Genomic DNA, 21,440 nt, shown 5'->3' on the forward strand with positions numbered 1-21,440 from the left:
AGGAATCCGCTTGCCCGGATTCCTCTTTTTTACACCTTATACAAATGACAGTCATCGTGCACAAAAATGCAGTTTTTTCCCGTCTCTTTTGCCATATAAAGCGCGGCGTCGGCTCGTTTGAACAGCTGTTTTGCATCCTCGCAGCCATGGCGCTCCCACCATGACACGCCGCACGAAACGGTCACCGTCGGAATCGTTTGTTCTCTGACTTTTTCTGTGATGCGGCGGGCAATCGAAATGGCTTCAGACAGCGGCACTTTCGGCAAATACACCGCCAGCTCTTCCCCGCCCCAACGCGCCGCCACATCGCCATCGCGAATGTTGGCGCGCACCGTCTCAGCCACTTGGACGAGCACCCCATCGCCCGTTTGATGGCCGTACACATCGTTGATTTGCTTAAAGTTGTCGATGTCAAACAAAATGAGCGCCCCTGATGCATCGGATTCCATGGATGTTTGGATCACCTCGTCTAAGTAGCGGCGCGTATGCAGCTTTGTCAAATAATCGGTGATCACCAGCTTCTCGAGCTCTTCGCGCAGCATCGCGTTCATAAACGCCAGCGTTGAATGTTGAACGAGCGATTCCAAGAGCTTAAACATCTCAAACGTAAATCGGTATGGCTCGCTGGCGAGCGCAATGCACAGTCCTTTCGTTTCTTTGTTTTGCTGCATCGGCGCCGCCATGATGGAGCGAAACGGACCGAAAGCGGACACGCATACATCGCCGGCAAATAAAATGTCATTTCCGCTTTGGCGTCGCTTTTCCACCCATTCGATATAGGGCTCGGACCGATGGTCGAAAAAAAACGGCGTGCTGCCTGGCAAAAGCTCCCGCTTGCCGTCGGCAAACAAGAAAAAACCGACTTCGTCTGCGCCGAACGATTGTTGGATTTGCGATACCATGTACTCAATGGCTTCGTGAAGCCGCGGCCGGGCGTTCAATTGGCGCATCGTGTCGTTGATGAGCTGCAAATCGGCGACAAGCCGGCGCGACTGTTCATACAATTTGGCGTTCTCAAGCGCGCTTCCAGCCGTGCTCGCCAGCAGCGAAATAAAATGAATCTCCCGTTTTGGAAATGGCGCGGCGTATGGAGCGATAATTTCAATCACCCCATACACCGCCTGCACCCCTTTAATCGGGGCGTACAGCATCGAGCGCGGCGGCGCCTCCATTTCCTCGCATTGCACTTGTCCAGTCAAAAACGCCCGCAACGCCGCCGTCTGTTTTTCGCTTTCATCCAATACAAGCGTTTTGATCGGCAAATTTCCGCGCAGATGGTTGTCATGCGACAACAGAAGGTGGTAGGTGAACGATGGATAGACGTTTTGCAGCGTGCGGATAATTTCTTCAAGCACATCATCGATACGCATCGAGGAATGAATTTTCGCGGCGAAGCGATGCAGCTGTCCATACCGTTTCTCTTCGCCCGCCCCTTGCAGCACCGCGCTAAGTTTCCGAAACAATCGCGCCAAATCCGCCCGGATCTCCCACAACAACCGTTCGTCAAAACCACCGTCTTTTCGATACATCAGCTCGACCATCGCCGGCGCCTCATCGGAAAGCATGAAAAAGAGCCGGGCCGCCATATGCGGCCCACCGGCATCGACAACAGCGACTTTCCGTTCTCCATCAGCCGCGATCGGCCGAGCGTCCGGCGTCCCAACCGCGGCCGCTTCCGGATAAAAAGCCGCCCGCACCGGGTCGTACAAATAAAAAACGGCTTGCTCGAGCGCCAGCTCTTCTTTTAGCAGCGCGAGCAACTCGCCCGCCGCCGCCGAAAACGGCCCATCATCCTGAAACGCCAAAAACCAGTGGAAAAATTTTTGTTTAAACGATTCATACCGCTTCATTTCTTCCTTGTTCATCGCCTTTTCCACCCAAACCGGCATCATCATTCCAAACGCGAGAATGGGATGACAATTTTTTTCTAAAAATTGCATCTTTTATTATATCATACGAATAGCGAAGAAGGGAAACAAAATGTTGACTTTATCCTCTAAAAATCATATAATAGCCTTTGTGTAAAATATAGCAGCCTTTGTGCCCACCTTTATGGTCCATTTTGTTCCTCGGCCCGCCGAGGTGCATCGTGTAACTCTTAGCTGCGAGAGCGAGGATGCATGAAAACGAAATGGCCATAATTGTTGGCGCACATCTGCTTTTATTTTACGGGAATAAAAGCGTAAGGAGGAGCAACGAATGGCTCGTTATACTGGCCCAATGTGGAAAATTTCCCGCCGCCTCGGCATCTCGTTGAGCGGCACGGGGAAAGAATTGCAAAAACGTCCGTATCCGCCTGGCCAACATGGTCCGGGGCAACGGCGGAAATTGTCGGAATATGGCTTGCAGCTGCAAGAAAAACAAAAGCTGCGCCATATGTACGGCGTGAACGAACGCCAATTCCGCAAAACGTTTGAAGAAGCGGGCAAAATGCCGGGCAAACACGGCGAAAACTTCATGATTTTGTTAGAATCGCGCCTAGACAACCTCGTCTATCGCTTAGGGTTGGCCCGCACGCGCCGTCAAGCCCGCCAGCTCGTGACGCACGGCCACATTTTGGTCGACGGCAGCCGCGTCAACATCCCGTCGTACCGCGTCAAACCGGGACAAACGATCGCCGTTCGCGAAAAATCGCGCAACTTGCAAGTGATTAAAGAAGCGCTCGAAGCGAACAACTACATTCCGGATTACTTGACGTTCAATCCGGAAAAAATGGAAGGAACGTACACCCGCTTGCCGGAACGTTCCGAACTGCCGGCGGAAATCAACGAAGCGCTCATCGTCGAGTTCTACTCGCGTTAAGGCGCAAAAAAGATCCGAAATGCCGATGCATTTCGGATCTTTTTTCTTAGGCGTAGCGAATCAAATAATACTTTTTCTTCCCGCGGCGGATGACCGTAAACCGCCCCTCAAGGCGGTGTTCAGCCGTTAATATGGCTCCGACGTCTTGAAGGCGCTCGCCGTTGACGTAAATGGCGCCGTTTTGGATGTCTTCGCGCGCTTGCCGCTTCGATGGCGAAATGCCGGCAGAAACGAGCAGCTCGACAAGCGGAACGTCGCCTCCTTCATGAACGAATGACGGCACATCTTTGAACCCTTGCTCAATTTCCGCCGCTGTCAAATTGGCAATGTCGCCGCTAAAGAGCGCTTCAGAAATGCGAATCGCTTGCCTGAGCGCCTCTTCGCCGTGCACGAGCTTTGTCACTTCCTCGGCAAGCGCCTTTTGGGCCGCCCGCTTCTCTGGGGCCTCACGAAGCTCTTGTTCAAGCGCTTCGATTTCCTCTTTCGACAGGAACGTAAAGTACTTCAAGTAACGGATCACATCGCGGTCATCGGTGTTGATCCAAAACTGGTAAAACTCGTACGGCGATGTTTTCTCTTTATCGAGCCAAATCGTGCCGCTTTCCGTTTTCCCGAATTTCGTGCCGTCCGCTTTCGTCACAAGCGGGATCGTCAAGCCAAACGCCCGCGCCTCGCCTTTCGTTTTGCGAATAAGCTCAAGCCCTGCCGTGATGTTGCCCCATTGGTCGCTTCCGCCGATTTGCAGGCGGCAGCCTTCTGTCTCGTACAACTTCAGGAAGTCATACGCCTGCAGCATCATATAACTGAACTCGGTAAACGAAATGCCCGTCTCGATGCGCGATTGCACCGACTCTTTCGCCATCATGTAGTTGACGCTGAAATGCTTGCCGACGTCGCGCAAAAACGTAATGACATCAAGCGGCCCAATCCAGTCGTAGTTGTTTTTGATTTTCGCCGGATTGCCGTCCGCTTCAAAATCTAAAAAGCGGCCGAGCTGCTCTTTAATACGCGCGCTCCATGCCTCGACCGTCTCTTTGGCATTGAGCGTGCGCTCGCTTTTTTTCCCGCTCGGGTCACCGATTAATCCTGTCGCCCCACCGACTAGGGCGATCGGCCGGTGCCCCGCCTGCTGGAAGCGGCGCAGCGTCAAAATGGCAGCCAAGTTGCCAATATGCAAACTGTCCGCCGTCGGGTCAAACCCGCAGTAGAGCGTCACCCGCTCCTCATTCAACAGCTTGCGCAACCCGTCTTCATCCGTCGTTTGGTTGACGAGCCCGCGCCATTGCAATTCTGCAAGCAAATCCATGTCCTTCACCTCTCTATGAATGTCACGAAAAAGAAAACACCCGCCCGTGATGAAGGGGCGAGTGTCGAACCGCGGTACCACCCTACTTAGAAAGCATGACGCTTTCTCGCTCATTTGGATAACGGCGCCGGCCGGCGGATGGCTACTAGGTGCCAAAACCGTTCGCCATCGCTGCTCAGGGAGGTAATTCGCGCCTGCCTGTGGGCTGGCTCGCACCGTCCGCCAGCTCTCTGCACCAGGGAGACAGCCGCTACTTGTTCCCGTCATCGCTTTCTCATATGAAATATATACATTTTTTTATCATAGCGATGCACTCGCTGTCAACCCTAACGCTTTTCGCACAAACGGCGAAAAATCGGCAAAATTCCACAATGACATCCCTTTCCTATGGTATACTTATACATAATGATCCACCACATAGGGGGGCCGGCATGAAACGAAACCAACTTTCCTTTTCTCTCGAAAAAGCGTGGCATTATTTTTCACTTACATACGATGTTGTTTGGAACGTCATCTTGATTTTGCTCATCGCCACACTCTGCCTTGTCTGCTTTGCCATCGGCGCGGGAGCCGGCTATTTTGCCTTTTTGGTCAAGGATATGCCCGTTCCCTCGCCCGACGAGATGAAAAAGGAGATTTACAGTTACGGCGAAACGAGCCATATGTACTTTGACGGCGGCGTGTATTTAGGGCGATTCCGGTCCGACCTTGACCGCGAGGCGGTGCGCCTGTCCGACGTGTCTCCGTACGTCGTGCAAGCCATCATCGCGACCGAAGACGAACATTTTTATGAACATGACGGCGTCGTTCCGAAGGCAGTCATCCGCGCCATGTTTCAAGAGCTGACGAACTCGCCGGTCAAAAGCGGCGGGAGCACGCTTACGCAGCAGCTCGTCAAAAATCAACTGCTGACAAGCGAAGTGTCGTTCGAGCGGAAGGCGAAAGAAATGCTGCTTTCGCTTCGCCTGGAGAAATTTTTTTCCAAAGAGGACATTTTAGAGGCGTATTTAAACGTCGTTCCGTTCGGCCGCAATTCTTCGGGGCGCAACATTGCCGGCATCCAAGCCGCGGCCCAGGGCGTCTTTGGCGTCAACGCCAAAGAGTTGAATCTCGCTCAAGCGGCGTTTTTGGCCGGACTGCCGCAAAACCCGTTCGTCTACACCCCGTTTGCCGCTGACGGCAGCGTCAAACCGGACATCTCGGCGGGCTTGAAGCGGATGAAAACGGTGCTTTACCGGATGAAGCGGGCCGGCTATATTTCCGAAGGGCAGTACAAGGAAGCGCTTGCCTATGATGTGGCGAAGCATTTCGCCGCCCCGAAGCCGTCGCCGTTTGAACGGTATCCGTTTTTGACGATGGAAATCGAGAGACGGGCAAAAGACGTGCTGGCGGAAACGTTCGCCAAGCGCGACGGCTATAAGCCGGAAGAGCTGAAGCGCGACCCCGCTCGTTCCCGCCGCTACCTCGGCGAGGCGGAAAAAGCGCTGCGCCAAGGCGGATATCGTATTTACACGACGATCGACAAGAATATTTATGAGCAGATGCAGCGCATCGCCGCTCGTTACGCCTATTACGGCAGCGACAATGTGTATTACACCAAAGACAAGAAAACGGGAAAAATGGTCGCCCATCGCCAACCGGTCGAAGTCGGGGCGATGCTCATCGAAAACAAAACCGGAAAAATCATCAGTTTCGTCGGCGGCCGCGATTACAAGCGCGAACAGTTGAATCACGCCACCCAAGCGCACCGTTCCAACGGGTCAACGATGAAGCCGCTCTTAGTATACGCGCCGGCGATGGAGATGGGCGTCATCCAGCCAGGCACCATCATTCCCGATCTCCCGCTGTCGATCGGTTCGTATACGCCGAAAAACGCGGACGGAAAAACGCACGGCCTTGTCTCGGCGCGGCGCGCGCTCGAGCAGTCGTACAACATCCCGGCCATTCGGACGTATATGAGAATCCGATCCCGACATCCGATCGACTATTTGCATAAAATGGGGATCAAAAGCGTCGCCAAGCAGGAAGAAAACAACCCGGCTCTAGCGATCGGCGGGACGCACATTGGCGTCACGGTCGAAGAAAACGTCAACGCCTATGCGACGTTCGCCAATTACGGATCGTTCGTTGACGCCTACATGATTGAGAAGATTGTCGACAAGAACGGAAAGATCGTTTACGAACATCAAAGCAAGCCCGTCCCGGTGTTTTCTCCGCAAACGTCGTACTTGATGATCGATATGATGCGCGACGTGCTTCGCGGCGGAACAGCTTCGGCGGTGCCACGCTACTTGAAATTTTCCGCGGACTGGGCCGGCAAAACGGGGACATCGCAGGACAAGCGCGATTCTTGGTTTGTCGCCGTCAATCCGAACGTCACCTTCGGCGTTTGGATCGGCTATGACCGGCCGGCGCCGCTTGAATCGCGCTACAAAGGGCTTTCCTACAGCCGGCGCACCCAGCTGTTATGGGCGCAGCTGATGAATGCGGCTTATGACCAAAATCCGAAGCTCATCGCTCCGTCGAAGCGGTTTCTCATGCCAGGCGGCATCGTCCGCCGCGCTTACTGCGCTGCAAGCGGCTTCAGCCCATCGGCGGCGTGCGAAAAAGCCGGGCTTGTCCGCTACGATTTGTACAATACGAAGTTTGCGCCGCGGACAGGAAGCGAGGACGATTTGACCGAAAGCCGGCTCGTCATCATCGGCGAGCGTCGCTATGCGGCGCTCGAGACAACGCCGGAAGAGTTTGTCACCCGCGAGGTCATTGTGAATCCGGACCTGCTCGCCGATTGGGGGATCAACGGCGAGGTGCAGATCGACGATGTGTTTGTTGTCGCCCCATTAAAGGAAAACGGGCGCCCCCCATCCCCGCCCGTGATCCGCCTCGACGGCGGCCAGCTCGTTTGGAACCGCCATAATGAGCCGGATGTGATTGGCTACCGTGTCTATCAAGTGAACGAAATGGGGGCGCGGCGCATCGTTGCCACCGTAAAAGCCGGAGGGGCGACCACGTTTTCCAAATTGCAGCCAGGTGCAGCGTATTGCGTCACCGCTGTGGACATCGCCGGACAGGAATCGGCGCCGTCGAATCCCGTTTCGCTGCCGTCCGCCTCGTCAACCGATTCCGGTCATCAAAAGAGCGGCGAGCCGTCTTCTCCCCCGCCGTCGGGTGACGTGGAGTGACAAGGGGCTGACCCAAAAGGGTAATTTCCCTTAAACAAAACACAACATATTGTTTCTTATTGATTGTTTTATACCTATATACGGTAATAAGAAAGGGTGTCCCGATCCTTTTGGGACACCCTCTTTCTTGTTTTGTGAAGATGGGGGAAGCACAACGATTTTCGCCAAATGGATGGTTCTTAAGCGAAGGGGAAACGGGCATTTATGAGGTTTTTCAAATTGAGAAATCACGCTGTTGGCCGCGTTTTCCGTTCAATCACCGTCCTTGCAGCCGCCCCAGCTTCGGCTTTTGCCGGAAAAGAACAACAGCGCCTGGAACAGCGGATGTTCCAGACGCTTTTCGCTCGTCAGTCTTCCATCGTCGACAAATCGCCGGTCGGCAAGTTGAGCTCCCACGCTTTTAAGACGCGGCGCATGATTTTCCCGCTCCGCGTTTTCGGCAGTTTGTCGCGGAACTCGATCTCACGCGGCGCTGCATGAGCGGCGAGCCCTTTTTTCACAAATTGGCGGATGTCTTCTTTCAGTTCCTCGGACGGCTCGTACCCTTCGCGAAGCGCGATGAACGCTTTGATGATTTCCCCGCGCACCGGATCCGGCTTTCCGATGACGCCGGCTTCGGCAACGGCCGGATGCTCGACGAGCTTGCTTTCGACTTCAAACGGCCCAACGCGCTCGCCGGATGTGTTGATGACATCGTCAACACGGCCTTGGAACCAGAAGTAGCCGTCTTCATCCATGTAGGCCGAATCGCCGGATACGTACCAGTCGCCGATAAAGTATGATTCATATTTTTGCGGGTTGTTCCAAATCGTTTTCATCATCGACGGCCAGCCTTTTTTGATGGCCAAGTTGCCCATCCGGTACGGCGGCAGGACGTTTCCTTGGTCGTCAATGATCGCCGCTTCCACGCCCGGAATCGGTTTCCCCATCGATCCCGGCTTGATTTCCATGCACGGGTAGTTGCAAATGAGATGCCCGCCTGTTTCCGTCATCCACCACGTATCATGGATGCGGCGGCCGAACACTTTCATCCCCCAGCGGATGACTTCCGGGTTGAGCGGCTCGCCGACGCTCAAAATGTGGCGGAGCGAGCTTAAATCGTATTTTTTCACGACTTCATCGCCTGCGCCCATCAGCATGCGGAACGCCGTCGGCGCGCTGTACCAGACGGTGACGCCGAAATCTTGGATCGTTTGATACCAAGCATCCGGGCTGAAGCGGCCGCCGACGATGACGCTTGACGCTCCGCACAGCCACGGGCCGAAGATGCCGTACGACGTCCCGGTCACCCACCCCGGGTCAGCCGTGCACCAGTAAATGTCATCCTCTTTTAAATCGAGCACCCATTTCGCCGTTTGATAGTGCTGAATCATCGCGTTATGGACGTGCAGGACGCCTTTCGGCTTGCCGGTCGAACCGGATGTATAATGCAAAATCAGGCCGTCTTGGCGGTCGACCCATTCGATGTCGAAGTGCTTGCTCGCCTCATTCATCCGCTTTTTCAAATCGATGTACGGCCCTTCCTCGACAATGTCGTCGCCGACCAAAAAGACGTACTTCAACTCTGGCAAATCACCAACCGGCACGCGCGGCAAGAGCTCCGGCGTCGTAATGATCGCCTTCGCCCCGCTGTCTTCAAGGCGGTCGCGCACCGCTCCTTCCATGAACGCCTCAAACAGCGGCCCGACGATGGCGCCGGTTTTAATGATCCCAAGCACCGCAAAGTACAGTTCCGGAGAACGCGGCATAAACACGAACACACGATCTCCTTTTTGAATGTCCGCCGCCTGTTTTAAGACGTTTGCCACCTTATTGGACATCTCTTTCATTTCTTTGAACGTATATTTTTCATTCCGCACGGCGTCGCGATAGTAGAGCGCCACTTTATTTTTACGGAACGACTCGGCATGGCGGTCGATCGCCTCATACGCCATATTGACTCGTCCCGTTTCATGCCAAGAAAACTCTTTCTCCACTTCCGACCATTGAAACTGTTTGTATGTTTCCTCATAGTTTTTTAAGTTGTAGTCCCCTTGTACGACGGGTAGCCGTTCTGTTTTCATTCTCCAATCCCCCTTATGTAAGTGATTACATTTCTATTATAGTAGATGCGAAACAGTTTCTCAATTTTTAAAATATTCCTTGTCCCCGCTTTTTGAAATTTTTTTGAACCGCGCCAGCCGACGATGTTTTCATGTATAATGGTAAAAGAACGACCAATTTAGGTGGTGGCCGAATGGAACATAAAAAAACGTATAACGCCAAAGAGCTGAAAACCCCGAAAGGAACGCTTCTCATCGAAGGGCCAGTGACGCCGGAAGCGTTGGCCAGCTACGAATTCCACCATGACCTAACTTCCTTCCGCCAGCCTGCCAAACAGCACAAAGCGTTGATCGAAATCGCCAAGCTGCCGGAAGGGCGGATTATCATCGCCCGCCGCGGGGAGGTGATTGTCGGGTATGTGACGTTTTTGTATCCTGATCCTCTCGAACGTTGGTCGGAAGGGAACATGGAAAATTTGCTCGAGCTTGGCGCCATTGAAGTCATTCCGGAGTTCCGCGGGTTTGGCGTCGGAAAAAATTTGTTGATCGTCTCGATGATGGACGACTCCATGGAAGACTATATCATCATTACAACCGAATATTACTGGCATTGGGATCTAAAAGGCACTGGGCTGAACGTATGGGAGTACCGAAAAGTGATGGAGAAAATGATGAACGCCGGCGGGCTCGTCTGGTATGCGACCGACGACCCGGAAATTTGCTCCCACCCGGCGAATTGCCTCATGGTCCGCATCGGCAAACGGGTGGACGCCGAATCGATTCAACGATTTGACCGGCTCCGGTTTATGAATCGTCACATGTACTAAATGCCATGCACAAAGGGGAGAGGAGAACGATGCTTGTCGAACAAGTGATGAAAGCACCGGTCGTGACGGTCCGCGCGGCGAATACGATCGCCGAAGCGTTGCAGCTGCTTCACCATCACCGCATCCGCCATCTGCCGGTCGTCGACGAGGAAGGACGTCTAGTGGGGCTTGTGACGAGCCAAGATTTGCGCGAAGCGAGCCCGTCCATTTTCCGCCTTTCCGAACAGTGGGAAGACTTGGAGAAACCGGTCGGGGACGTGATGAAAACCGACGTCATCGTCGGCCATCCGCTCGATTTTGTCGAAGAGGTGGCGGCGCTCTTTTACGAACACCGAATCGGCTGCCTGCCGATCGTCAACCATGGGAAACTCGTCGGCATCATCACGCAAACGGATTTGCTCCGCACCTTCATTGAGCTGACCGGCGTTCATCAACCCGGGTCGCAAATCGAGATCAAGGTGCCGAACGAGGCCGGCATGCTCGGCAAAACGGCGGCCATCATCAGCGAGCGCCATGTGAACATCGCCAGCGTCCTGTTGTATCCGGACCCAGATCCGAATTATAAAATTTTAGTCTTCCGCGTGCAGACGATGAATCCGATTCCGTTGATCCGTGATTTGCAAAACGCCGGCTATCACGTGCTATGGCCGAACTTGCCGGGGGTTACGTCATGAGCCAAACTTGTGTTTTCGTCTACAGCGAACAATTTCTTCAGTACAAATTTCATGACGACCATCCGTTCAACCAGCTGCGGGTCAAAATGACATACGACTTGCTTTGCACGCTCGGCGCGCTCGAAGACCGCCAGATCGTCGCCCCGCGCATGGCGACCGATGACGAGCTGGCGCTCATTCACGACCGCTCCTACATCGAGGCGGTGAAAGCGGCCGGGCGCGGCGAGCTGTCGGAAGCGGCGGCGCAAAACTACGGCCTTGGCACCGAGGATACGCCGATTTTCCCAAACATGCACGAAGCGAGCGCTCTTTTGGTCGGCAGCACGCTCACCGCCGTCGACGCGGTTCTTTCCGGAGCGGCCGAGCATGCGCTCAACCTTGGCGGCGGTCTGCACCACGGCTTCCGCGGCAAAGCATCCGGCTTTTGCGTCTACAATGACAGCGCGGTCGCCATTCAATACATCCGGGAGAAATACGGACTGCGCGTGTTGTACGTCGACACGGACGCCCACCACGGCGACGGGGTGCAATGGGCGTTTTACGACGATCCGAACGTTTGCACGTTTTCCATTCATGAAACGGGGCGCTATTTGTTCCCAGGGACCGGAAATGTCAACGAGCGCGGCTTAGGCGCGGGCTACGGCTATTCGTTCAACATTCCCGTTGATGCGTTCACGGAAGACGAATCATGGATCGCCGCCTATACGACCGCGCTTCGGGAAATCGCCGACTTTTTCCGCCCGGATGTCATCGTGACGCAAAACGGCGTCGACGCCCACTATTACGATCCGCTCACCCATTTGTCGGTGACGATGAAAACGTACCGCGCCATTCCGAAACTCGCGCACGAAATCGCACATGAATATTGCGGCGGACGCTGGATCGCCGTCGGCGGCGGCGGCTATGACATCTGGCGCGTCGTGCCGCGGGCGTGGGCGCTCCTTTGGCTCGAAATGACGGGACAAGCCGATGTGTCCGGCCCGCTGCCGGATGAGTGGCGCGAACGTTGGCAACCGCTTTCACCCGTCGCGCTTCCGCTTGAGTGGGACGACCCGGATGACTTGTATCCCCCGATCCCGCGCAAGGCGGAAATTAGCGAAAAAAACGCGCAAACGGTGGAAAAGGCGTTGTATTTCATTCGCAGTCAACGCCGGGCGGGGACTTGATTTTTTTCTCCATTTACAGAAAACAACGGATTTCTACGCCCTGTTTTCCTGGTCAACTTCCGTTTTCACCGAAAAACGGACCGACTGCAAGGCGGTTGCAGCCGTCAAAAAAGAAATGGAGCAAAGCAAGCAAGAAGCTGGCCCCCATGTCGAGGCCAGCTTTTTTCATTTCGTCGACTCACGCACCTCCAGCCGATGCGGCAAGACGACGATATGATTGTTCACTTGTTCTTTGTTCATATACTTGGTCAGCAGCCGCATCGCCACCGCCCCGATGTCGTACATCGGCTGCACGACGGTCGTCAGCCGCGGCCGCACCATCGTCGCCAATCGCGTGTTGTCAAAACCGACGACTTCCAACTCATCCGGCACGCGCACCCCGTGGTCTTGGGCGCTGTGGATGATGCCGAGCGCCATTTCGTCCGTGCCGGCAAACACCGCCGTCGGCCGTTCGGCAAGCTCCGTCATTTTCTCATACGCCTCCAAGCCGGAGTCGTACGAATTGTCGCCCTCAATGACGAGCTCTTCCTCATACGGCGCGCCGTGTTCCTCAAGCGCGCGGCGGTATCCGGCAAGCTTCCGCTGGTTGATCGGGTCATCGGTCGGACCGGTCACATAGACAATGCGGCGGTTTCCTTTTTCCAGCAAATACGTCACCGCTTCAAACGCCGCCTGCTCATAGTCGATGTTGACCGATGGAATCTCCTCCGGCCCGATGGTGGCCGCCAGCACGATCGGCACCGACGATTTTTGAAATTCGGCGACGTGCTCCTCAGTGATCGTGCCGCCCATAAACAACAGGCCGTCCACTTGCTTGGCGAGCATCGTGTTGAGCAAATGCAGCTCTTTTTCTTTGTTTTGGTCGGAGTTGCTCAAAATGATGTTGTACTTGTACATTGTGGCGATGTCCTCAATGCCGCGCGCCAGTTCGGCGAAGAAAATGCTTGAGATGTCCGGGATGATCACCCCGACTGTCGTCGTTTTTTTGCTGGCGAGCCCCCGCGCCACGGCGTTCGGGCGGTAGCCGAGCCGTTCGATGGCCTCAAGCACTTTTTTTCTCGTCGACGGCTTGACGTTCGGGTTGCCGTTGACGACGCGCGAGACGGTCGCCATCGAGACGTTCGCCTCCCGCGCCACATCATAAATCGTTACCGTCATGTTGTTTCACTCCTTTTCGCTCGATCCAATAACCGGTCAAATTCCGAATGTATGTACAACTATCATATGATACATTATCGCCAACTCGCAACGAAATCGCAACCATTTTGCCGGTTTGTTCACAAACCGTTCACGGGTAGTTTATCCGAAATCGGCCATCGGCATGAAAGAGAAGCCGTCATTTCACTGTCTTCTTTCGGCAATCGGCTTCCATCCGCACCCAAAACAGAAGACGTCCCCAACACGATGGGACGTCTTTTCATGTGGAAATGTCGCACCTTGCTTTTTTGCCGGCCTCGCTCTCTTACGCCCGAACGAACTGGCGTTGGAAGGCGCGCACTTCTTCCATAAACTCGTTGAATTGGGCGATGTCCATTTGCTGGGCGGAATCGGACAAGGCGACGGCCGGATCCGGATGCACTTCGGCCATGACGCCGTCGGCGCCGATCGCCAAGGCCGCTTTGGCGCACGGGATGAGCAGATCGCGCCGCCCCGTTGAGTGGGTGACATCGACGAACACCGGCAAGTGCGTTTCTTTCTTCAAAATCGGCACGGCGGAAATGTCGAGCGTGTTGCGCGTCGCCCGCTCGTACGTGCGGATGCCGCGCTCGCACAAAATGATCTGCCCGTTTCCTTGCGACATGATGTACTCAGCGGCGTTGATGAATTCTTCGATCGTCGCCGCCAAGCCGCGCTTCAGCAAAATCGGCTTATTCACTTGGCCGGCCGCCTTGAGCAGCTCAAAGTTTTGCATGTTGCGCGCGCCGATTTGGATGACGTCAATGTAGTCCAAGGCGATTTCAATGTCCGCCGGCGTGACGATTTCGCTGATGACCGCCAAATCAAACTCATCGGCGATCCGTTTCAAAATTTTCAGTCCTTCCACGCCGAGCCCTTGGAAGTCGTACGGCGATGTGCGCGGTTTGTACGCGCCGCCGCGCAGCAGCTTGATCCCTTGTTTTTTCACGGCCTCCGCCACCGCTGCGACTTGTTCATAGCTTTCCACGGCGCACGGGCCCATGACGAAATATTGGTTGCCGTCGCCGATTCGCTCGCCTTTCACTTCGACAATCGTGTTTTCCGGATGCTTTTTCCGCGAGACAAGGAGCGCCTTGCGGTGATCGTCTTCCTGCAGCTCGAGCGCCGCTTTAAAAATTTCCTTGAAAATGTGCTGCAGCGTCGACGTTTCAAACGGCCCATCGTTATGCTCGGAAATGAGGTCGAGCATCTTCCGTTCGCGCACCGGGTCGTAGCGGTGCGTCCCTTGCGCTTCTTTAATTTTTCCGATCTCCTGAACGAGCCGTCCTCGTTCATTGATCAGTTTCAACAGCTGCAAGTTGATCTCATCGACTCGCGCCCGCAGTTCGTCTAATCTCTCATTGCTCATGCTTTTCTCATCCTTTCGCCAAGTGTAGTGCATTGTTTTCGCCGCTTGCCGGCAAGCGGCGCCCCCGTCTTGGAGAGCGAAGTCGTTTAATTAGTGTTTATTATAATCGATGGAGCTATCGTTGTCACGAAAAAAATGCTTTTTTGATTAAACGCTTTTAAGCAATAAAGCAAAAAGTGTGCAAAAAACCGCCCGCAGTAAAGGCGGACGGTCAAGCGCCGACATGCTCCGAGAGCGCGCCATACGTAATGGCCCAATGGGACGCATGCCAGACGACGCGGCCGTTTTCAAACAGCAGCACTTGCGGCGACTCGTGTTTCACCCCGGTCGTTTCGGCGATATAGGTTGAGAGCGGTCGCGCCTCTTGGACGTACAGGCAATACACCGCCAGCTCCGGATGGTCTGCGGCGAACTTCTCGCATTCGCCAAACGCCGCCTGGCTGATCGGGCAGGTGAGGCTATGCTTGACGAACAAAAAACGCTCCGTTTCCTTCATGACGCGCTCAAACTGTTCGATCGTCTCCAGCTTCTCCATTCCCATCTCTCTCACTCCGCTTCTTTTCGCGACGTGATGTTTTGCTCGGCGTCATCAAGCGCCGCCTCGGCTTCCTCAAGCAGCTTTTGCAGCGTTTCCCGGTCGGCTGGCCCGGCGGATGGCGGAATCGGAATCGTCGCCTCCTTGGCCTCCTCTCCCGCGTTTTCCCCGCCGGATGGCGCCGTCGTGGATTTCAACGGAATGAAGCTGGCGATTTCCTTCGTTTTCTCTTTCGCCGTTTCCAACCATTCGACAGCCGTTGTTTTCACCGGCTCCCACGTTTCATCGTTGCTCCACTCGGCCAGCCATTTCCGCCCTTTTTCGCTCGTCAAAAACAACGCAGCAGCCGCGCCGGCGATGCCGCCGACCAGCGCTCCAAGCAAAAATCCACCGTTATTTTTCGCCATTCGATACACCCTCCTTTAACGATTGTTTTTTTCTCCATTTTTCCCGTAAATCGAGCAAAACATTTGTCCAGCGCAACGCCTTCACCCATTTTCCTTGCCCCAGGCCCGCCCGCGCCGACAAACCGGCAGCCGCCTGCCGAAGCGCGCGGTTGAGCGAACGGATCGTGCCGCCGATCTCTCCGACCGCTTCGATTGCGCCATTTAGCGTTTCTGCTTTTTTTTGCACATCGCTGGCGATGCCGTTGGCCGTATGGAGAAGTTCACGAACTTCTTTCGCCACCGTTTGCACTTGCTCATCGGCATGATCGATCGCCGCCGTCAGCCGGCGCAGCGTTTCCTGCAAAACGATGAGCGTCCTGGCTATGTAAACGACAAGCAGCAAAAAAGCAAGCGCGATGAGCGCCACGCTTCCATACAAAAGCCATTCCACCCGATTCCCTCCTTGCCCATTCGAACGTTTCATTCCCTTTGTACCCATCTTTTCCCGCTTTCAAACTTCGACATAGAAAAGACGGCTTCCTTTTTGAAACAGGAAAAAACGGGCCATCTTCATCACAGCCCGTTCCCTGTCGGCCGTCAGGCGGAAAGAACGGCCCGTTCGTACGCTTGTTGAAACTTTTGAATGTCGCCGGCACCCATGAACACCAACACCGCGTCTTGATGCTGCTTCAACACGGCTACGTTTTGTTCCTCAAGCAGCTGGGAACGCGGAATTTGCGCCTGCAAATCACGGATCGTCAGCTTGCCCTCATGTTCGCGCGCCGAGCCGAAAATGTCGCACAAATACACGTGGTCCGCTTGCAGCAAACTTTCGGCAAACTCGCGCAAAAACGTCTGCGTCCGTGTATACGTATGCGGCTGAAAAATAGCAACCACTTCGCGCCCCGGATATTTTTGCCTTGCCGCCTCCAATGTCGCCGTAATTTCGCGTGGATGATGCGCGTAATCATCGATCAGCACTTGGCGCCCGACCGTTTTTTCACTGAAGCGGCGCTTCACGCCTTGGAACGTTTGCAGCCGCTTGGCGATCGTGCCCGCATCCACCCCTTCGTAGTGGCAGAGGGCGATCACGGCGAGAGCATTCAATACGTTATGAGTGCCGAAGCGCGGAATGGCAAACGAAGCGAAAAATGTGTTGCGCACGAACACATCAAACGCCATCCCTTCCGTCGTCTTGACGATATTACGCGCCTGAAAATCGTTTTCTTCGCCGAATCCATAAAACAAAATCGGCACTTTCGCCTGAATGTTCGGCAAATACGGATCATCCCCGCAGGCGACGATCGCTTTTTTCACTTGATTCGCCATTTGCTGGAAAGCGGAAAACACATCGTCGACATTGGCAAAATAATCCGGGTGATCAAAGTCAATATTTGTCATGATCGCATAATCTGGAAAGTAGGAAAGGAAGTGCCGGCGGTATTCGCACGCTTCAAACACAAAGTATTTGCTCCCTGGCTCTCCTTTTCCCGTGCCGTCTCCGATCAAATAGGACGTTGGATGGGCTCCTTGCATCACATGGGCAAGCAACCCCGTCGTCGTCGTCTTTCCATGCGAACCGGTCACCGCGATGCTCGTAAACTTGCCTGCCAGCTGGCCTAAAAAGCGATGGTAACGAATGACAGGCACACCAAGCTGACGGGCTGCCTCGATTTCCTCATGCGTATCCGGAAATGCGTTGCCGGCAATGACCGTATAACCTGGGCGAATATTGTCTTTCGAAAAAGGCAGCACCGGGATTCCCCGCTCTTCAAGCGCCTTTTGCGTGAAAAACCATTTCTCTACATCCGACCCTTGCACCGTATAGCCAAGGTCATGAAGCACTTGCGCGAGCGCGCTCATCCCCGTGCCTTTAATGCCTACAAAATGGTAAGCTGTCATCGTTAAGCCCTCCAACCATCGTCTCTCTGTAAGACAGTATATGATATCCATCTCGTTTTGCCATTTCTCTCATTGCGGTGCACCATCCATTTCATTTCCTCATTATAGCACGTGAGGAGGCAAAACACTACCGCCCGCCCAAAGGAGGCCGCACGCCCTCAGCTGTTCTGCTCGCGCCAGCGCTCCCACTCGTCCTCGCTCATCAACACATCGCGCGGTTTGCTGCCGCGCGCCTCCGAAATCAACCCTCGTTCCTCCATCATCTCGATCAACCGGGCAGCGCGGTTGTAGCCGATGCGGAAATGACGCTGCAGGCTCGATGTCGACGCTCCTCCTTGGGCGATGACAAACCGGCACGCCTCCTCGAACAGTTCGTCATCCTCGCCGCCCATCGACGCCGTTTGCCGAAAATCCTCCGGATCAAACAGATAGGATGGGCCTTGCTCTGCTTTCACGTGCGCTGCCACCCGCTCGATTTCTTCATCGGAAATAAAGCAGCCTTGCAGCCGCACCGGCTTGGCCGAACCATTTTCCAAAAACAGCATATCGCCGCGCCCAAGCAGCCGCTCAGCCCCATTCACATCTAAAATGGTGCGCGAATCGACTTGGGAGGAGACGGAAAACGCGATGCGCGTCGGAATGTTCGCCTTGATCAACCCGGTTAGAACATCGACCGACGGCCGCTGCGTCGCGATCAACAAATGGATGCCGCACGCCCGCGCCTTTTGCGCCAGCCGGCAAATCGATTCTTCGACATCGGCTGGGGCGGCCATCATCAGGTCGGCGAGCTCATCAATGACGATGACGATGTACGGCAGCGGCGGCTCGCTGCTTCCGCGTTCGCGAAGATGGGCGTTATACTTTTCAATATCGCGCACGCCGGCGTGGACAAACTGTTCATACCGCCGTTCCATTTCGCCGACCGCCCACTTGAGCGCCCCCGCCGCCGCCTTCGCCTCGGTGATCACCGGGCTGAGCAAATGCGGCAGCCCGTTGTACGGCGCCAGTTCGACCATTTTTGGATCAATGAGCAGCCATTTCACTTCGTGCGGCGCTGCTTTATACAACATGCTGATGAGCATCGCGTTCATGCATACGCTTTTTCCCGACCCGGTCGCCCCGGCGATCAGCCCATGCGGCATTTTTCGGATGTCGGTCACGACCGGCGCACCGCTAATGTCAAGCCCAAGCGCCACTGTAAGCGGCGATGGGCTTTTACGGAACGCTTCGCTTTCTAAAATTTCACGCAGGCGCACCGGACGGCTCGTTCGGTTCGGCACTTCAATGCCAATCGTCCGTTTTCCCGGGATCGGCGCTTCGATGCGAATATCTTTCGCCGCCAGACTGAGTTTGATATCATCGATTAAACTCGTAATCTTGCTCACTTTCACTCCTAAATCCGGCTGCACTTCAAACCGCGTCACCGTCGGTCCTTGCGTCGCCCCGACGACTTTGGCGCCGATATGGAAGCTCGCAAACGTCCGGTCCAAACGCTGGCATTGGTCGCGAAGCCACTGCTCGTCGCGTTCGGCCGCTTTCTCGGGCGGTTCAAGAAGCGCCAATGGCGGCAGTACGCAGCCGTTCGATCGATTTGCCGCCTTTTCTTCCAGCTTGCGCCAATCTTGCTTTAACATGATCACATTATACGGGATGCGCGTTCGTTCGGGGCGGGAAGCCTCCTCCCGGCCCGCGGGCGCCGCCGAGTGACGGATTTCGCGATCTGGGGTCGTCTCCCGCTGTTCTGTCGAAGAAGCGCTCCCTCCGTCTCCATTCCTCATCTGTGACGGCACCCCTCGTCCTTCGCTCTCCAAGCCGCCGTCTGTTACGTGCGGCGCGCGTTCGTTGCCTCGTTCGTCCAGCTCCTGCCCTTTCTTTTCATCCGCCTCGGCATCACGTTCTTCCTGCCCTGCCGCCGGCGCCAGCTCATTTTTTCCTTCCGTTTCCATAACAGCCGCGGGCATCGCTCCGCTCGCGTCTTCGTTCCATTCCTCTGCCCGCTTGGCCAAAGACGCCTCTTCTTTTGGCCGTGCAGCCGCCCGGCTTTCCGTGCCCTCTCGCGCGTCTCGCCGTGTCGCTTCGCCGCGGAGGGCCTCTTCCCGAACCGCCTCATCGCTCCGATTCTCCATGCCCCCCGCGGTCAGCTCGGGTTCATCCGCTCGTTGCCGCTGTTTCCCCCGATTCCGATCATATCCAAAAATTGGGGATGGAACATCGGACGGGCGGAACGGTCGTTTTTCCGCTATTTCCCTTGAAACGCCAGCCGACGGGCGCCGACTCGGCAGCGGCCCGGATTCCTCGCTTTTCGTCCGCCTCGGCCTTTCCCGATTTTCACCCGGCTGGTCATCCGGAATCAACGGAAAGCGGAAGCGGCCTTGCGGATATTGGTAAATGACATTCACCGCGCCGCGTTCGGGCATGTCGGCCGACAGAGGGGAATTCGCTCGCTGCTCGTTCCCTTCCTCTTCCTCGTCGCTCGTGAGAAAACGAAGCCATCGTTTCCAAAATTTCATCCATCACTTCACTTCTTTCTTTGCCTTCGTTGTCGGAAAAAAACGCCACTGGCGTCGTTCCAGTGACGAAAAAACAGGCGGAATCCGTCTGCACCGCCCGTCGGAACGTCAAAAAACGAACGGCTGGCCGACCTCATACTCATCGGACAGCACCAAAATGCCTTTCTCCTGCGGGGCGTTTGGCAGCCCAAGCTCGCGGGCCGAACAAATCATGCCGGATGACCGGACGCCGCGCAGCTCGCTTTCTTGAATGACGAGGCCGTTGGGCATGACCGCGCCGGTTTTGGCGACGACGACTTTTTGCCCTTCGGCGACGTTCGGCGCTCCGCAGACGATTTGCAGCACCTCACCGCCGACATCGACTTGGCAGACGCTCAATTTATCGGCGTTCGGATGCTTCGTTTTCTCTTTCACATATCCGACGACAAACTTCGGCGACAAGTCAGCTTCGATCGGTTCGTCAAAACCGTTTTTCGCCAAGATGTCGTTGATGACGCCGACGAGCTCCTCATTCACTTCCAGCGGACCGTTGCCGGAAAACGGATAGTACGAAGACGCGGAAAAAATGTTATAGCCGACCGTCTCGCCCGTCCGTTCGGAAATGATGCGGACGACATCGCGTTGTCTGACAAACGTCCGTTCCTCATCCGCCGCCGGTTTCAGCGACACAAGCAGCACGTCGCCGACCCCTTCTCGGTTGTAAAACACGTTCATCGCTTCATTCCTCCTTGCCGCTACGTTCTCCGTTTTTTTCCTAAAATGAAAATCGGTTCAAGTTTCCCATTTTCGTATAAAAACGACAGCGCCGTGATCGGCACGCGGCCGCCGGCAAAAAAGCTCATCGTCATTTGCGCGAGCACGTCATAACCGATGTCGTTGCGCACATCAGCGATGATGAGCACATCTTGATGCGGAACAGCGACGGCCATCGTTCCTTCCACGCGCGCCCGCATGTCGGCCAAAAACGATTCGTTTAAAATGCGGCTCGCATCATAGCCGTCATTTGTGTTCAAAAAATAAAACACGTTGTCCGCCACCCGGTCCTCTTTCACCGGCGTCGGCAGCGACCTGACGTTGAAACGGGCGATTTCCTTCACCCGCTCGCGGCTCCATTTGTCTTTCTCAACCATGTGCTCATCAATCAAGCGATACGTTTTGCCTAGGTCGAGCGCATAGTAAATGCGCGTTTCGGCTGTATGATCATCAAACAGCAACGGAATGCCTTCTTTCGTCTCCGTCGGAAACGACGCCGAGCGAATGACAGGATAAATGTTTCGCTCGTTGCCGGACAGTGTGGCGTCTTCTTCCATCGTTTTCAACGTTTCCTCTACATAATAAACGACTTCGCGCACCGCCTCGTCTTTTTGTTCGTGCCATTTGGCAATCACGCCGGGAAGCGAGATCGTGACGCCTTTTTTCGTGCGGCGGTCTTCGACGCGCATCGCGTCTTGCTTGGCGTCAAAGCGAAACGTCCAGTGCCGGTGGGCGACGAGACGCTCTTTAATCTTCTCATACATTTGCCGGCTGTTCATCCTTCTCCTCCTTGCTTTCGCCAGCCGTTCC

17 protein-coding genes and 1 other annotated feature are annotated in these 21,440 nt (G+C 55.1%); of the genes, 5 read left to right on the forward strand and 12 right to left on the reverse strand.

What is annotated here, in order from left to right:
- Window positions 1-29 precede the first annotated feature (29 nt).
- Entirely contained in the window at window positions 30-1,889 is a 1,860-nt protein-coding gene (locus tag B1A75_RS07205; protein WP_176202390.1) for a sensor domain-containing diguanylate cyclase, read from the reverse strand.
- Window positions 1,890-2,199: 310 nt separating this feature from the next.
- Here B1A75_RS07205 and rpsD point away from each other — a divergent pair, with 310 nt between their 5' ends.
- Entirely contained in the window at window positions 2,200-2,802 is a 603-nt protein-coding gene (gene rpsD, locus B1A75_RS07210; RefSeq protein WP_011232276.1) for a 30S ribosomal protein S4, read from the forward strand.
- 46 nt (window positions 2,803-2,848) lie between these two features.
- Here the strand turns inward: rpsD and tyrS are convergent, their stop codons facing one another.
- Window positions 2,849-4,108: a tyrosine--tRNA ligase gene (gene tyrS, locus B1A75_RS07215; RefSeq protein ID WP_033025991.1), complete on the reverse strand. Its 1,260-nt coding sequence runs from the start codon at window positions 4,106-4,108 to the stop codon at window positions 2,849-2,851.
- Between the two features lie 50 nt (window positions 4,109-4,158).
- Window positions 4,159-4,384, reverse strand: a binding site (T-box leader).
- A gap of 155 nt (window positions 4,385-4,539) precedes the next feature.
- Between tyrS and B1A75_RS07220 the strand changes: the two genes are divergently transcribed.
- The gene (locus B1A75_RS07220; protein ID WP_079935987.1) at window positions 4,540-7,290 is read left to right on the forward strand and encodes a transglycosylase domain-containing protein; all 2,751 of its coding nucleotides are present in this window, start codon (window positions 4,540-4,542) and stop codon (window positions 7,288-7,290) included.
- Between the two features lie 347 nt (window positions 7,291-7,637).
- On the opposite strand, the gene acsA is transcribed toward B1A75_RS07220, so the two are convergent.
- Window positions 7,638-9,353: an acetate--CoA ligase gene (acsA, locus tag B1A75_RS07225; protein WP_079935988.1), complete on the reverse strand. Its 1,716-nt coding sequence runs from the start codon at window positions 9,351-9,353 to the stop codon at window positions 7,638-7,640.
- 173 nt (window positions 9,354-9,526) lie between these two features.
- On the opposite strand from acsA, the gene B1A75_RS07230 reads away from it, so the two are divergent.
- From B1A75_RS07230 to B1A75_RS07240, 3 genes are read left to right on the forward strand one after another with little or no spacing between them, the layout of a single operon-like run.
- Window positions 9,527-10,159, forward strand: a complete 633-nt coding sequence (locus B1A75_RS07230) for a GNAT family N-acetyltransferase (protein ID WP_079935989.1) — start codon at window positions 9,527-9,529, stop codon at window positions 10,157-10,159.
- Between the two features lie 29 nt (window positions 10,160-10,188).
- Window positions 10,189-10,833: an acetoin utilization AcuB family protein gene (locus tag B1A75_RS07235; protein WP_079935990.1), complete on the forward strand. Its 645-nt coding sequence runs from the start codon at window positions 10,189-10,191 to the stop codon at window positions 10,831-10,833.
- Entirely contained in the window at window positions 10,830-11,999 is a 1,170-nt protein-coding gene (locus B1A75_RS07240; RefSeq protein WP_079935991.1) for an acetoin utilization protein AcuC, read from the forward strand. The genes B1A75_RS07235 and B1A75_RS07240 overlap by 4 nt, the downstream gene beginning before the upstream one ends.
- Window positions 12,000-12,164: 165 nt before the next feature.
- Here the strand turns inward: B1A75_RS07240 and ccpA are convergent, their stop codons facing one another.
- From ccpA to B1A75_RS07285, 9 genes are all read right to left on the reverse strand, one after another.
- The gene (ccpA, locus tag B1A75_RS07245) at window positions 12,165-13,157 is read right to left on the reverse strand and encodes a catabolite control protein A (protein WP_079935992.1); all 993 of its coding nucleotides are present in this window, start codon (window positions 13,155-13,157) and stop codon (window positions 12,165-12,167) included.
- Window positions 13,158-13,461: 304 nt separating this feature from the next.
- The gene (locus B1A75_RS07250; RefSeq protein WP_013144453.1) at window positions 13,462-14,544 is read right to left on the reverse strand and encodes a bifunctional 3-deoxy-7-phosphoheptulonate synthase/chorismate mutase; all 1,083 of its coding nucleotides are present in this window, start codon (window positions 14,542-14,544) and stop codon (window positions 13,462-13,464) included.
- Between the two features lie 211 nt (window positions 14,545-14,755).
- A complete protein-coding gene (ytxJ, locus tag B1A75_RS07255) occupies window positions 14,756-15,085 on the reverse strand; it encodes a bacillithiol system redox-active protein YtxJ (RefSeq protein ID WP_079935993.1) in 330 nt (109 codons plus the stop codon).
- A gap of 5 nt (window positions 15,086-15,090) precedes the next feature.
- On the reverse strand, window positions 15,091-15,486 hold the full coding sequence (locus B1A75_RS07260) for a hypothetical protein (protein ID WP_079935994.1): 396 nt from the start codon (window positions 15,484-15,486) through the stop codon (window positions 15,091-15,093).
- On the reverse strand, window positions 15,473-15,916 hold the full coding sequence (locus B1A75_RS07265) for a DUF948 domain-containing protein (RefSeq protein WP_074044126.1): 444 nt from the start codon (window positions 15,914-15,916) through the stop codon (window positions 15,473-15,475). Before B1A75_RS07265 ends, B1A75_RS07260 begins: the two co-directional genes overlap by 14 nt.
- Before the next feature lie 146 nt (window positions 15,917-16,062).
- Window positions 16,063-17,367, reverse strand: a complete 1,305-nt coding sequence (gene murC, locus B1A75_RS07270; RefSeq protein WP_011232289.1) for a UDP-N-acetylmuramate--L-alanine ligase — start codon at window positions 17,365-17,367, stop codon at window positions 16,063-16,065.
- A gap of 158 nt (window positions 17,368-17,525) precedes the next feature.
- The gene (locus tag B1A75_RS07275; protein ID WP_074044125.1) at window positions 17,526-19,877 is read right to left on the reverse strand and encodes a DNA translocase FtsK; all 2,352 of its coding nucleotides are present in this window, start codon (window positions 19,875-19,877) and stop codon (window positions 17,526-17,528) included.
- Between the two features lie 108 nt (window positions 19,878-19,985).
- On the reverse strand, window positions 19,986-20,591 hold the full coding sequence (ytpR, locus tag B1A75_RS07280) for a YtpR family tRNA-binding protein (RefSeq protein ID WP_074044124.1): 606 nt from the start codon (window positions 20,589-20,591) through the stop codon (window positions 19,986-19,988).
- A 20-nt stretch (window positions 20,592-20,611) separates the two neighbouring features.
- Window positions 20,612-21,409 carry a DUF1444 domain-containing protein gene (locus tag B1A75_RS07285; protein WP_074044123.1) on the reverse strand — a complete coding sequence of 266 codons (798 nt, stop codon included), beginning with the start codon at window positions 21,407-21,409 and terminating at the stop codon, window positions 20,612-20,614.
- Window positions 21,410-21,440: the final 31 nt, after the last annotated feature.

The organism is Geobacillus sp. LEMMY01 (assembly GCF_002042905.1).
In the GTDB taxonomy this organism is placed as follows: domain Bacteria; phylum Bacillota; class Bacilli; order Bacillales; family Anoxybacillaceae; genus Geobacillus; species Geobacillus proteiniphilus.